At 63.1% G+C, this 13,427-nt stretch carries 13 protein-coding genes; 9 read left to right on the forward strand and 4 right to left on the reverse strand.

What is annotated here, in order from left to right; all coding sequences use genetic code 11:
- Nucleotides 1-240 precede the first annotated feature (240 nt).
- The 5 genes from CCR96_RS07665 to CCR96_RS07685 all read left to right on the forward strand — a co-directional run bounded on the left by CCR96_RS07665 (nt 241) and on the right by CCR96_RS07685 (nt 4,191).
- Nucleotides 241-1,692 carry a phospholipase D-like domain-containing protein gene (locus tag CCR96_RS07665; RefSeq protein ID WP_201219486.1) on the forward strand — a complete coding sequence of 484 codons (1,452 nt, stop codon included), beginning with the start codon at nt 241-243 and terminating at the stop codon, nt 1,690-1,692.
- Between the two features lie 108 nt (nt 1,693-1,800).
- Nucleotides 1,801-2,238, forward strand: coding sequence for a secondary thiamine-phosphate synthase enzyme YjbQ (locus CCR96_RS07670; RefSeq protein ID WP_201219488.1), 438 nt, complete (start codon nt 1,801-1,803; stop codon nt 2,236-2,238).
- 6 nt (nt 2,239-2,244) lie between these two features.
- Nucleotides 2,245-3,537, forward strand: coding sequence for a RuBisCO large subunit C-terminal-like domain-containing protein (locus CCR96_RS07675; RefSeq protein WP_201219490.1), 1,293 nt, complete (start codon nt 2,245-2,247; stop codon nt 3,535-3,537).
- Nucleotides 3,538-3,631: 94 nt separating this feature from the next.
- Nucleotides 3,632-3,877 carry an addiction module protein gene (locus CCR96_RS07680; RefSeq protein WP_201219492.1) on the forward strand — a complete coding sequence of 82 codons (246 nt, stop codon included), beginning with the start codon at nt 3,632-3,634 and terminating at the stop codon, nt 3,875-3,877.
- Nucleotides 3,877-4,191 (forward strand): hypothetical protein, encoded by a 315-nt coding sequence (locus CCR96_RS07685; RefSeq protein WP_201219494.1) that lies wholly within the window; start codon nt 3,877-3,879, stop codon nt 4,189-4,191. Before CCR96_RS07680 ends, CCR96_RS07685 begins: the two co-directional genes overlap by 1 nt.
- Before the next feature lie 64 nt (nt 4,192-4,255).
- On the opposite strand, the gene CCR96_RS07690 is transcribed toward CCR96_RS07685, so the two are convergent.
- The gene (locus CCR96_RS07690) at nt 4,256-5,464 is read right to left on the reverse strand and encodes a TsoY family (seleno)protein (protein WP_201219496.1); all 1,209 of its coding nucleotides are present in this window, start codon (nt 5,462-5,464) and stop codon (nt 4,256-4,258) included.
- A gap of 266 nt (nt 5,465-5,730) precedes the next feature.
- Here CCR96_RS07690 and CCR96_RS07695 point away from each other — a divergent pair, with 266 nt between their 5' ends.
- Both CCR96_RS07695 and CCR96_RS07700 read left to right on the forward strand, forming a co-directional pair.
- The gene (locus CCR96_RS07695) at nt 5,731-7,044 is read left to right on the forward strand and encodes a molybdopterin-dependent oxidoreductase (RefSeq protein WP_201219498.1); all 1,314 of its coding nucleotides are present in this window, start codon (nt 5,731-5,733) and stop codon (nt 7,042-7,044) included.
- 94 nt (nt 7,045-7,138) lie between these two features.
- Nucleotides 7,139-8,056, forward strand: a complete 918-nt coding sequence (locus CCR96_RS07700; protein ID WP_201219500.1) for a c-type cytochrome — start codon at nt 7,139-7,141, stop codon at nt 8,054-8,056.
- On the opposite strand, the gene CCR96_RS07705 is transcribed toward CCR96_RS07700, so the two are convergent.
- The gene (locus tag CCR96_RS07705) at nt 8,027-9,406 is read right to left on the reverse strand and encodes an ABC1 kinase family protein (protein ID WP_201219502.1); all 1,380 of its coding nucleotides are present in this window, start codon (nt 9,404-9,406) and stop codon (nt 8,027-8,029) included. The two genes, CCR96_RS07700 and CCR96_RS07705, sit on opposite strands and share 30 nt — an antisense overlap.
- Nucleotides 9,407-9,658: 252 nt before the next feature.
- Here CCR96_RS07705 and CCR96_RS07710 point away from each other — a divergent pair, with 252 nt between their 5' ends.
- Nucleotides 9,659-10,042 (forward strand): hypothetical protein, encoded by a 384-nt coding sequence (locus CCR96_RS07710; RefSeq protein ID WP_201219504.1) that lies wholly within the window; start codon nt 9,659-9,661, stop codon nt 10,040-10,042.
- 25 nt (nt 10,043-10,067) lie between these two features.
- Here the strand turns inward: CCR96_RS07710 and CCR96_RS07715 are convergent, their stop codons facing one another.
- The gene (locus CCR96_RS07715; RefSeq protein ID WP_201219506.1) at nt 10,068-10,340 is read right to left on the reverse strand and encodes a hypothetical protein; all 273 of its coding nucleotides are present in this window, start codon (nt 10,338-10,340) and stop codon (nt 10,068-10,070) included.
- Nucleotides 10,341-10,494: 154 nt separating this feature from the next.
- Nucleotides 10,495-11,844 (reverse strand): metalloprotease PmbA, encoded by a 1,350-nt coding sequence (pmbA, locus tag CCR96_RS07720; RefSeq protein ID WP_201219508.1) that lies wholly within the window; start codon nt 11,842-11,844, stop codon nt 10,495-10,497.
- A 349-nt stretch (nt 11,845-12,193) separates the two neighbouring features.
- Between pmbA and CCR96_RS07725 the strand changes: the two genes are divergently transcribed.
- Nucleotides 12,194-13,345, forward strand: a complete 1,152-nt coding sequence (locus tag CCR96_RS07725) for an ATP-binding protein (protein ID WP_201219510.1) — start codon at nt 12,194-12,196, stop codon at nt 13,343-13,345.
- The last annotated feature ends 82 nt before the right edge of the window (nt 13,346-13,427 follow it).

A 13,427-nucleotide genomic window follows, 5' to 3' on the forward strand; every position in this document is an offset into this window, starting at 1 on the left:
AAGGTTGTTAGGATTGACGGCGTAGCCAATCTCAGCAAGGCGCGTCATGCTAACTGAATATTCAAGCGTAGCGCGAACCGAACAGGAGACAGGGGCACCATGTTGAGATCGATGATCTCAAGGATGCTGACAAAGCTGATAGCGTACCGACCAGCGTCGCTACCCCTAGCATCAGGCAGTTCACCACTCACCACTCACCACTCACCACTCACCACTCACCACTCACCAACCAACCGGCCCATGGACCTGAGCCACCTCTTATCCGACCTCTGGATCATCAGCTTTCTCGGCCTACAGTCGGCCGCGGTGATCCTGACCACCACGCATCTGGTCCTCAGCAACCGCGATGTGCCCTCGACCGTGGGCTGGACCGGGTTGGTGCTGCTGACGCCCCTGGTCGGCGTGGCGCTCTACTGGGTATTCGGCATCAATCGGATTCAGCGCAAGGCGCATCGGCTGCGGCCGGAGACCTCGATCCTGAGCGATGAGGCCAGCGTGCGCGCCGAGCAACGCGCCCATCGCCTGCTCGCGAGCCGCTTCCCGGGACTCATCCCGCTTGGGCATCTGGGCGATGAGTTGACCTACTCGGTGCTCGAGTCCGGTAATCGGCTGACACCACTGGTCAATGGCGATGCGGCCTATCCACAGATGCTCAGTGCGATCGATGGCGCGCAGCGCAGCGTCGCGCTCTCGACCTACATCTTCGATAACGACTTCGCCGGCCGCTTGTTCATCAACGCGCTGCAGCGGGCGCAGCAGCGCGGTGTCCTGGTGCGGGTGCTGATCGATGGTGCCGGTCAATGGTACAGCCGCCCGCATACACCCAAGGTCCTGCGCCAGCTTGGCATCCCGACCGGGGTCTTTCTCGAGTCCGCGCTGCCGATCCGTAACCCGTACCTGAACCTGCGCAATCACCGCAAGATCCTGGTAGTCGATGGACGCTTAGGCTTCACCGGCGGGCTCAATCTGCGCGAAGGCTGTCTGCTCGAGCGCAATCCGCCGAATCCCGTGCAGGATCTGCATTTCAAGGTCGAAGGGCCGGTGGTGCGCGGCTTGATGGATACATTCGGGCTCGACTGGGCCTTCACCACTGGCGAGCGGCTTGGTGGCGATGACTGGTACCCAGTGTTGGAGTCGGTCGGCGACAGCATTGCGCGCTGCGTGCCAGATGGTCCGGACGAAGACTTCGACGTGCTGCGCCGTTTGATCATGGGCGCGCTCGCCCATGCGCGGCAGCGGGTGCGGATCATCACGCCCTATTTTCTGCCGGATCTGACCTTGATGGCGGCGCTCAATGTCATCGCGATGAGCGGGGTCGAGGTGCAGATCCTAGTCCCACAGCGCAACAACCTGCGCTTCGTGCAATGGGCGGCTGAAGCCCAGGCCGAGCAGATCCTCGAAGGCCGCAGCCGCATCTTCGCCACCCCGCCGCCGTTCGACCACAGCAAGCTGATGCTCATCGACGATGCTTGGTGCTTCTTCGGCTCGGCGAACTGGGACCCACGCAGCCTGCGCTTGAACTTCGAGCTGAATATCGAATGCTACGACTCCGCGCTGGCACGTCGCCTCCATGCGTTGGTTGATGAGAAACTGGCGAGTGCAATCGAGATCCACGCCGCCGATATGCGCGCCCGAACGCTGCCAGTTCGGCTGCGCGATGGCTTCGCGCGCTTGCTCACGCCTTATCTTTGAAGCGATGCGCTGGGTTCCTCAACCTTGCTATCGTTGATGCAGTAGACTCTGCCGTCTTGCTCGCTCGCTTGCTTGCAGATTTGAGATTCGTCTCTGGGAGCCATCAATATGCTGACCCGCCTAGACACCATCACCCTGCAGACCACCGCGCCGATCCAACTCATCGACATCACTGAACAACTGCGCGAATGCTGCGCGCGCAGCGGGGTGCGCAATGGACTGGTGACGCTGCTCTCGCGCCATACCACGGCCGCGATCTGCCTCAATGAGCGCGAGACCCAGCTGCAGCGCGACATGGTGACCTTTCTCAAGCGCTTGGTGCCGCGCGATGGCGACTATCTGCACAACCTGGCGCCGGTCGATGATCGCGACAACGCCCATGCACATCTGATGGCCTTGTTCACCAATGCCTCCGAGACCATCCCGATCGCCGACGGCGAGCTGTTGCTCGGTAGCTGGCAGTCGGTGTTCTTCGTCGAGTTGGATGGGCCGCGGCCGGAGCGCGCGGTGACCTTGCAGTTCCTTGGCCAGGCCGCGGAGGATTGAGCGATCATGAAAGCCGCTGATATCGACGGTTTCTACAGCGATGCGTCCGCGCTCGACGCCGAGGCGCATCTGATCCTCGACTATCGCATCGAGTGCCAGGGCGATCCACGGGTTGCCGCCGCGCATCTGTGCAGCGAGCAGTCGACCGCGCAATGGCGCCGGGTCGATGTCGATGAAGACTATCGCCCGCGCTTCGCCGCCAAGGTGCTGGATCTCGAGGTCGAGGCCGAGCAGTCGGGCACCAGCTATCCGCTGCTGCCGCCGGTTGAGGGTCCGGTGAGCGTCTGTCGCGTCCGCATCGCGCATCCGCATGCGAACTTTGGCCCGCGCATCCCGAATCTGCTCAGTGCGATCCTTGGCGAAGGCCCCTTCTTTGCCCCCGATGTGCCGCTGATCAAGCTGCTGGATATCCAGTTTCCCGATGTGTTTCTCGCCGCATTCCAGGGGCCTCAGTTTGGGCTGCAGGGGCTAAGGGCGCTCTGGCGGGTGCGCGATCGTCCGTTCTTCTTCGGCGTGATCAAGCCCAACATTGGCTTGGCGCCAGAGCCCTTTGCCGAACTCGGCCATCAGGCCTGGCTTGGCGGGCTGGATATTGCCAAGGATGACGAGATGCTGGCCGATCCCGACTGGTCGCCGATCGCGCGCCGTTCGGCGCTGCTGGGTGCCGCGCGGCTAGAGGCCGAGCAGGCGACCGGCGAGCCCAAGGTCTATCTCGCCAACATCACCGATGAGGTCGACCGGCTGCTGCCGCTGCACGATCTGGTGGTGGCCAATGGCGCCAACGCGGTGATGGTCAATGCACTGCCGACCGGGCTGAGCGCGGTACGCATGCTGCGCAAGCAAGCCCAAGTCCCGCTGGTGGCGCACTTTCCGTTGATCGCCGCCTCGAGCCGGCTGCCTTATTTCGGGGTGCATACAAGGGTTTGGACCAAGTTGCAGCGTCTGGCCGGATTCGATGTCATCATCATGCCCGGCTTTGGCCCGCGGATGATGACGGCGGAAGATGAGGTGCTTGAATGTCTTGCCGCCTGCGTCGAGCCGATGGGGCCGATCAAGCCCTGTCTGCCGGTACCGGGCGGCAGTGATTCAGCGGTGACCTTGCCCGGGGTGCATCGGCACGTCGGCAATGCCGATTTCGGCTTTGTTCCAGGGCGTGGGGTGTTCAGCCATCCGATGGGGCCGCGCGGCGGAGCAGCGAGCTTAAGGCAAGCCTGGGATGCGATCGCCGCTGGCGTGCCGCTTGCTGAGCATGCCGCTCAGCATCCAGAGCTGGCGGCTGCAATTGATGCGTTTGGATGAGCGTCTATTATTGATTGATGTCTCGGTGGGCGGGTGGTGCCTGTCGATGCAAGCGTTTAACACAAATCATCGCGCCATTTTCGGGGTATAGGTCATGGCAACTGGATTACTAGGGCGACTGCGATCTGAAGTGCTCGGCTTGTCTCTGGCCGACCGGGCCGCTTTAGCTCACGAACTGATTAAGAGCCTCGACGGCGTTGAAGATCATCCGGTCGCGGTGGCTGAGGCTTGGGATCGGGAGATCGTGCAGCGGATCGATGACATTGATGGTGGTCGCGCGGAGTTCTTGGACCGCGCGGCCTTTCAGAGGAGGATGCAGTCAAGGCTTGCGAGGGATTGATGCGCCGCGTCAAGCTCTTGGAGGTTGCTGCAGCGGAAGCGAGTGCAGCAGCTGCCTGGTACGAGCGTGAACGCTCCGGGCTTGGAGCGGAATTTGCCGCTGCTGTTGAGGCGGTCCTTGATCTGCTCGAAGATGAGGCGACGCCGCTTTTGCCAATGCCTGCTGAAGCGGGCACTCGTGGAGCCAAGCGGTTGATGCTTGAACGGTTTCCTTATGATGTCGTCGTGATCGAGCGTGATGCCGAGCACATCGTCGTGGCGATCGCTCACCAGGCACGTAAGCCCGGTTACTGGCGGGAACGAGAGTGCATCTGAGAGAAGCACCGCGCGGCGCCCGCGCTAGCGGACGCCCCGCGAATTGGGCAGCCTCTCAGTCGAATCAGCTCGCGTGCGCTGTGATTGGCTGCACGGATTTCCGCAACAGCTTGCGATTGAGCTTGAGCAGGGTCTCAAGACTCTTCCACTGCACCAACACCAGCGGCACCATCAGCACGAAGAAGGCCGGGGTCAGTGGGGTGACGATGTCGTTGCCAACCAGGCCGAACATGATCCAGAACCAGCCGAAGACGAAGAAGGCGACGCCGGGGCAGATCAGGCTATAGGCACCGGGGCTGTATTGATCACCGTGCAGATAGTCGCGGAAGTAACCGAGCCGGCGCATCACCACGTAGCCAAGCAGGCCGAACAGGATCTCCAGTGAGAGGATGATCGAGGTCAGCACGAACAGTGCGGGCTTTTGCACCTCCAGATCGAAACCATGCTGTAGGCCCATGATCAGCCGCATCAGGGTGATGCCGGACAGGGTCAGGATCGGGATCAAGATCCACAGGCTCGGCGAGGCACTGGGGCTGAGGCCATGGCGAAACATCGAGTTGACGCCGACCACCAGCTTGACCACTCCCAGCAAGGCCGAGAGACTGAGGAAGAAGATCGCGAAGAACAGCCCGATGGCGTTGATGAGCTGATTCTGGCTCATCGCGCCGGGTGCGGCGAAGGCGACCGCGATCATCGCGAAGGCGAAGATCGGCATCATCTGGCCAAGGTTGGCATTGCCAATGAAATCAAAGGAGCCGGTCACCATCAGCCGCGCCAGGTAGCGACCGTACATGCGCAGCGCCACCGCGCCGATCAGGATCAGCACCAGGAGCACGCCGGGGAACAGGTACTCGGCGATCTCCCAGAGTCCGGGGATGGTCGCCGCGCCGACCGCGAACAGGACGTTGATGGTCATGGTCAGGGTCAGTGGGATGGCCATCAGCGCCACGTCCTTGTTACCAGACTGCAACTGCTCATCGCTGATCGAGCGCCGCCAGCGCCGATAGCGCAGCAGGTTCCAGACCAACAGGCGGACATGCATCACCGCCATGATCAGCATGCCGCTGATGCCGAGGATGATCAGCGGGCGCAGCCAATCCGCGCCGTCGGCCCAGAGCGCGAGCAGATGCTTGGCGGTGACCACCGGTGCGTCTGGGTGTGGCACCAGGAACATGAAGTAGAGGAAGAAGGTGACGGTCAGGCCACCGGCGCCGAGCGCGGCAAGGAAGTACAGCGGGTGATAATCCAGCCGCGAGGTCGAGGTCTCAGTCATGGTACAACTCCGATCGAAAGGGATTGCGGACAGTATTTAAGTATCCTCTAATTTTCTCATTGATCAATCGCAAGACAGGCTCAGGTTCCTTGCTAGCACGCGCGGTGAAATCCGCGGGTCTTGACCCCAGTTCCAGCGTTCGCTACCGTCCGGCTTAGGTTAGGTTTTGACAATGATCAAGACTGGCTGATAAATCCCCGACAGGGGTGCCGACGGGCGCTGACAAGAAAAAACTGAACCACCAAAGACGCTGGAGCGATGGCGAGATGAAAAAGACTGAGCCTAACCAGACAGAGCGTAATCTATTCGAGCTCTATGCAGAGGACCCGACCGAGGCCGATCGCATCGTCTTCGGGCGCGTCCCGAACGCCGACCGCCGCGGTTTTCTCAAGGGCGCCGGGCTGGCCACCATGGCGGCCATGCTCGGCGGCTTCATTCCGTTCCATCGGAACATGCCGGCGGGGATGATCCCGGTCGCCTTGGCCGAGGAGGCCTTCTCGATCGAGGGCAAGGACGGACTCGTCGTACTCAATGATCGACCGCTCAACGCCGAGACCCCGGCGCATCTGCTCGACGATGCGGTGACCCCCACCGACCGCCATTTCATCCGCAACAATGGTCTGCCACCGGAAACGGTCGACGTCGACAGCTGGACCCTGACCATCGATGGCGAGGTCGACAAGCCGCTCGAGTTGTCGATCGCCGACCTCAAGAAGCAGTTCGAGGTCGTGACCCTGCAACTGCAACTCGAGTGTGGCGGTAACGGGCGCGCCGGCTTCGAGCCCAAGGCCAAGGGCAATCAGTGGACGGTTGGCGCCATTGGCTGCTCGAAATGGACCGGCGTTCGGCTGGCCGACGTCCTGAAAGCCGCTGGCGTCAAGGATACCGCGGTCTACACCGCCAACTTCGGGGCGGACACCCATCTCTCAGGGCAGGCGGACAAGCTGCCGATCTCCCGCGGCGTGCCGATCGCCAAGGCGATGAACCCCTACAACCTGATCGCCTTCGAGCAGAATGGTGCGCCGATGCATCCGATGAACGGCCATCCGCTGCGCCTGGTCATCCCCGGCTGGCCTGGTTCCTGCTCGCACAAGTGGCTGACGCGGGTGCAGATCCGTGATCAGGTCCACGACGGCGCCAAGATGACCGGCTCCTCCTATCGAGTGCCGCGTTACCCGGTGGCGCCTGGGCAGGAGGTGCCGGACGAGGACTTCGTGATCATCGAGTCCTTGCCGGTCAAGTCCTTGATCACCTATCCGGAGAGCGGTACCGAGGTCTCCTCGTCGCATCCGGTAGCCTTGGTCCGTGGCCATGCCTGGGCGGGTGACAATAAGGTGTCGAAGGTGGAGATCTCGACCGACTTTGGCTCCACCTGGACCGAGGCCAGCCTGACCGAGCCGGTCAATGACTTCGCCTGGCAGCACTTCAGTGCCGATGTGCGCTTCCCAATGGCTGGCTACTACGAGGTCTGGGCGCGGGCCACCGATGATCAAGGCCGCGCGCAGCCCTTCGAGCCGGCCTGGAATCCCAAGGGCTATCTCAACAATTCCATCCACCGTGTCGCGGTGCGGGTGGTCTGAGCCGGGGTTGCCGGTGTGATCGCGCGCGCTGATCGCTTGGCGAGCTTGCGCGCGGTGGTCGGGGGTTGATCGAGCAGAGGGGGAAGATCAGAGCATGCAGCGTTTTGTGTTAGGCCGCTGGCTGGCGGCCCTCGGCTTGGCCGGTCTCGGCGCCCTGAGTCAGGGCGCTGGCGCCGAAACCAAGCTCGACCCGATCACTCCGCGGCTGGCCGAGGCCGATGCGGCTCGGGGTGAGAAGGTCTTTCTACAATGCAAGGCCTGCCATGTCGCCGCGCCAGGAGCGGCGCCAACGGTTGGCCCGAACCTCTGGGGCGTGGTCGGTCGGCCGGTCGCCTCGCAGTCGGGTTTCGATTACACCGAGGGTCTACGCGCCATCGGCGGGGACTGGGATTTCGAGACCCTGAGCCGCTATCTGTTCGATCCAGCGGCGATGGCGCATAACACGCGCATGGTGTTTGCCGGGGTCAAGTCGGCGCAGGAGCGCGCCGATCTGATCGCCTATCTGGCGACCCTGAGCGACACCGCCGTCGCCCTGCCGGAACCGCCCGAGCGCGAGGGACCGGCCTATGGTGGGCTGCCCGCCGGCGAGGGGCGCGAGGCGGTCTACTTCACCTGTCGCGCCTGTCATGCGCTTGAGCAGTTCACCGATCGCAAGAAGTCGCGCGATCAGTGGCAGGCGATCATCGAGCAGATGATCGCGGAAAAGGGCATGATCGCGCCGGAACACTGGGCGCGTGAACAGATGTTGAGCTACCTGTCGACCCACTTCGGCCAAGAAGAGAAGCGCAACTGGAGAGGGTTGCCTCCCGGCCCTGGCCGAGAGGAGGTCTACTATACCTGCACCGCTTGTCATTCGATTCGCATGGTGACCCAGCAGGGTCTGAGCCGCGAACGCTGGGATGAGACCTTGGAGTGGATGGTCGAGGAGCAGGGGATGGCGGAGATTGAGGACCCCGCCGTGCGTGATCTGATCCTGGATTATCTAGCGACCCATTACGGTGGCGCGGGCTGAATCAGGCTCCAGCGACTCTGGCTCGACCAGGTAGGGCTCGAGCATCGCGCGCAGATCGACCTCGGCCCGCAGGCGCCGGCAGAGCATGAAGATGCCGGCGAACTTGCGCTGCAGGAACATGGTCGCCGGCTCCGGCATGTGGCTGAACTGCTTGTCTTGGAACATCTCCCGGCCACGCGCGAAAACCCGCTCGAACAGGGTCGAGTTGCCGAAGTCGTAAGGACCATCGCTGCTGATGACCTCGCCAGAGAGCGCGATCAGATCAATCAGCCGAGCGGCCTGCTCCTCAGCCACCTCGTCGCCGAGATAGCCCAGCGCAACCGCGCCCTGCCGCATCCCCGCTGGGTCAGCAGCCAGTGTCGCGCGGGCCAGCGCCCGATAGCCGTCGATCAGCGCCGGCGGCACCGCCTGGGTGGCGCCAAAATCGAGCAGGACGATGCGGCGCGACCCGGCATCGTAGAGGAAGTTGCCGAAGTTCGGATCAGTCTGCACCAAGGCGAAGTCGAACAGCTCGCGGATCATTAGCCGCGACATCAGCGTGGCGACGCGATTGCGCTCGCCGCGGCTGTACTGGCTGTCGGTCAGTTGGTCGATCGACACGCCCTCGGCAAAGTCCATCGCCAACACGCGCGAGGTCGAGAGATCCTCATGCACGGCGGGCACCAGGAAATCCGGATCATCGCCGATCAGCGCCCGATAGGCGCGCAGCGAGGCCGCCTCGGCCACATAATCGGCCTCCTCATGCAGTTGCTTGCGCGCCTCCTCGAGCATCGGCGTCGGGTCGAAGCCCTCCGGCATCATGCCGAAGTTGCGGCTCAGGAAGCTGAGATTGGCGATATCGCTATCGATGCTCTCGCGCACGCCCGGAAATTGCACCTTGAGCGCCAGGCGGCGACCATCGCGGGTCTCGGCGCGATGCACCTGGCCGATCGAGGCGGCGGCGATCGGCTGGAACTCGAAGCGTCTGAACTGCTTGTTCCAGTCCTTGCCCAGCTCGGCGCTGAGCACGCGATTGAGCTGGCTGAGCGGCATCGGCTCGGCGCGATCGCGCAGCGTGGCCATGATCTCGGCGGCCTCGGGGGTGAACACATCGGAGCCGTCCATCGACATCAACTGCCCCATCTTCATCACCGCCCCGCGCATGCGGGCCAGGCGATGGGTCAGGCGCTCGGTGGCCGCCGGACTCAGGCGGATGCGCTGGCCATCGCCCTCGCGGCTGCGGGCCAGCTCGATCATGCCGCGCAGGCCGATGCCGGCGGCGAAATCGGTGGTCGCGCGCCCCATGTGCCATAGGCGGCTCAGACGCTTGCTGGGAACCGAAAGCCCGGTTGTCGATGTTTTGCTCGCCATGGATGGCCTCATAATCGGTATTATGTCGAGAGTTGTCGTAGTGGGTGCTCGACAATTAATGCACAAGCCTAACAGCGCCCATCATCGGTTGTAGATGACAGATCGCAGCCGAGGCTCGAGGCCCGATACCCGATGCCCTGATCCGATGCGCTCGCGTTGCCGCCTGATGGACGTTGCCGGCTGATGGACGCTGCCGCCTGATGGACGCTGCCGCAATCGCAACCCCCCATGCCGATACGAGGACTACACCCGATGAGCACTCTGATGGCCGTGCTGCTAAACGGCATCGCTCAGGTCGAATACGACCGCAACAAGCCCCTGCCGGACTATCAGGGGGCCTATCTCGACAAGATGGATCGGAAGATGGAGGCCGAGGGGATCGATGTCGATGGCGTGCGCATCCGCGCCCCTGACCTTGGCCAGCGGGCGCAGTTCGTCGCCGCCAACCTGGCGCATGCGATCCGCGACAACGACGAGGCCCTAGTGGCCGCCATGACCACCTGGCTCGCGCAAAGGATGCCGGATCTCAAGCAGGTCAAGCTGCGTGAGTTAGAGGAGGGCTTCGAGATCGATCTCGACTTTGCCGAGGACTACATCAAGCAACATCCGGTTCAGATCAGCCCTCGGCGCAAGTAGGTTTCACCCTCGGCTTCCGGCCTCTTTAGACCCCCCGAATCGCGCGATCGATCCGCGCCTTGGCCTCGACCCAGGCCGGATCACCGATGCCCTCGACCACCGAGCGCTCCATCAGCCCGTAGGCGATCTGTCGCTGCTCAGCAGACAGGTCGCCGAGCTTGCTGAGCTTGAACAGACGGCCGGCGCGGTCGTATTCCAGCGTCGTCACCAAGGCATAGAGCGTGAGGGCGGCAGCGGATTCCGGCGCGGCCTCGATGATGGCGATGGTCTGCGCAATGGCTTGGCTAGGATCGATCATGTCTCCGTCTCTGCTCGTTGTCACCGGTGCGGTTTTCAGGCCGGGCGAACCTCGGGGCTCACTGTCTCGATTGAGCGTTCACGCGTCATGCCGACAGGCCCATTGCTGGATGTTCCGCACGGTCAGCGGAGGGCCTAGACCGGCGCATTGACGCTTATTCGCCAGCAATGGTCATCTCCTCCAGCAGCCAGGAGCCCGTCGTGGTGCTGCCGACGAAGTCACAATCATTGCCGATCGCCACCAGCCCCTTGAACATGTCCTTCAGATTACCGGCAATGGTGATCTCCTCGACCGGATACTGGATCTCGCCATGCTCGACCCAAAAGCCGGTGGCACCGCGCGAATAATCGCCAGTGACATTGTTCACGCCTTGGCCCATCAAATCGGTGACGAACAGCCCGGTGCCGAGTTCGCGCAGCATTGCTGCCCGATCCCGATCGCTCATGCCGACGGTGAGATTGCGCACGCCGCCGGCATTGGCGGTGGTGGTCATGCCGAGCCGACAGGCCGAGTAGTGATCGAGCAGGTAGGTCTGCAGCACCCCATCGCGCAGCAGATCCTTGGGCGCGGTCGCCACGCCATCACCATCAAAGGGCGCGCTCGAGAGTCCGCGTGGGCGCAGCGGATCTTCGCTGAGCTGCACGAAGTCGGGGAAGATCGGCTCGCCAAGTTGATCGAGCAGGAAGCTCATCTTGCGGTAGAGGCTGGAGCCATTGATCGCGCCGCACAGATGGCGCAACAGCCCCGCCGCCTGCTCGGCGCGAAACAGCACCGGCGCGCGCCGCGTGCCGAGCCGCCGAGCGCCAAGCCGGGCGACGGTGCGCTCGGCCGCGCGTCGGCCAACGCTCTCGGCCGATTCCAGATCCTCCGGCGCGCGCGCCGAGGTCCACCAATAATCGCGCTGCATGTCGTCGCCGACCTTGCCGACCACGGCGACGCTGAGGCCATGGCGAGTGCTCGGATAGCCACCGACGAAGCCATGGCTGTTGCCATAGACCTTGATCCCGGCATGGGTGCTGAGGCTGGCGCCTTCTGAGTTGACGATGCGCGCATCCTGCGCACGTGCCGCGTCCTCGCACTCGGTCGCTAGGCGCACCGCCTCCTCGACGCTGATCCCCCACGGGTGCTCGAGATCCAGGTTCGGAAACGCGCGTGCCATCAGCTCCGCGGGTGCCAGCCCAGCGCAGGGGTCCTCTTGGGTGTGCTTGGCGATGCTGCAGGCCTGCGCGACGGCATCGCTGATCGCCGCGGCACTCAGGTCAGAGGTGCTTGCCGAGCCCTTGCGCTTGCCGAAGTAGACGGTGATGCCGAGCCCATGGTCACGGGTATGCTCAACGGTCTCGATCTCGCCCATGCGCACCGCCACCTCGAGCCCGGTGCTGGCGCTGACGCCGGCCTCAGCGGCGCTGGCGCCGCAGCGCTTGGCCTCGTTGAGGAGATGATCGATCGCTGCTTCGAGTTTCTGGAGCTGGGTGCTGCTGTCTGCGGTGGCCAAATTTGCCATGATGTGATGTGTAGCGCTGCTTGCTGAGTGTGATGGTTGGTCGGGTTGGTCAGGTTGGACGATCTAGGCGCTGACCACTAACCCCGAGATTGAACTAGGAGGTGGCGATCAACGGTGAAATCATCAACGCGGAAGCGATTGCGGCACCGATGTCCCCGGGGCGGTCGCTCCGGGTCTGCGCAGCGGACAGGGCGCTCGCCAATCTCATGGTCACCATGAATCATAGCGCTCCTGATCGCTTCCAGTCAGTGGCGCTCGGGCTGCGTCCTGTCGCACCCTGCTTGAACGCCTGCTTTACAATTTGAAGGTCGAATCTTCAATTTGTAACGTCAATGTGCAACAGAGCGCCATGATACCCCGCCAAGCCGCCCACACCGCTCAGCGCCTCGCGCAGGGCTTCCCGGTACTGCTGATTACCGGTCCACGTCAGTCTGGAAAGACCACGCTCGCGCGCGCGCTGTTTGCCGAGCGACCCTATGCCTCTCTCGAGAACCCGGAGACCCGTGAATTCGCCCTCACTGATCCGCGTGGATTTCTCGCGCGGTTTCCGGATGGCGCGGTGATCGACGAGGTGCAGCGGGTGCCAGAGCTGCTGTCCTACCTGCAGGGGCATGTCGATGCGCGCCAGCGTATGGGTGATTTCATCCTGACCGGCTCGCAGCAGTTCGGGCTGATCGCCGGGATCACGCAGTCGCTGGCCGGGCGCGTCGGGCGCATCGAGCTGTTGCCGTTCTCGATCGCGGAACTCACCGCGGTAGACGCGCTGCCGCCGACCTTGGATCAGATGATGTGGCAAGGCGGCTACCCGCCGCTCTACGATCGTCCGCTCTCGCCACAGGACTGGTTCCCCAATTACATCGCGACCTACTTGGAGCGCGATGTCCGCCAATTGCTGGCGGTGCGCGATCTCAGCCTGTTCCAGCGCTTCGTGAGGTTGTGTGCGGCGCGCACTGGGCAATTGCTGAACCTGTCCGCGCTGGCCAACGATGCCGGCGTCTCGCACAGCACCGCGCGCGAATGGCTGGCCGTGCTTGAGGCGAGCTATCTGATCGTCTTGCTGCAGCCCTATCACGAAAACTTCGGCAAACGACTGGTGAAGACGCCCAAGCTCTACTTCCTTGATGTCGGACTGGCAGCGGCCTTGCTCGGCATCAAGGACATCGATGGACTCAGTATCCATGCGCAACGTCGTGCCCTGTTCGAGACGCTGGTGGTCTCGGAGTTGATCAAGCAGCGCTTCAACCAGGGGCAACCGGCGGAGTTGTACTTCTGGCGCAACAACACCGGTCAAGAAGTCGATGTCTTGTTCGAGGATGGCACTCGCTTGCGAGCGGTCGAGATCAAATCCGGGGCCACGCTGGTCAACAGCTGGCTGCGCAGCTTGCACCGTTGGCAAGCGCTGGTCGGTGACCGGGCGCTGCCGCCTTGGCTGATCTATGGCGGCGACGAGGCTTATCAGCGTGAAGGAGTCGAGGTTAGGCCTTGGCGTGCCTTGGGCTGAGCGATTGGCCGAGCCCGTCATGTCCCTGCCGAACGATCCAGATGCCCGTGAGATCGCGATGAAGAGGATCTCATGATCTCAG

This window comes from Halochromatium roseum, assembly GCF_016653315.1.
Lineage (GTDB): Bacteria > Pseudomonadota > Gammaproteobacteria > Chromatiales > Chromatiaceae > Lamprobacter > Lamprobacter roseus.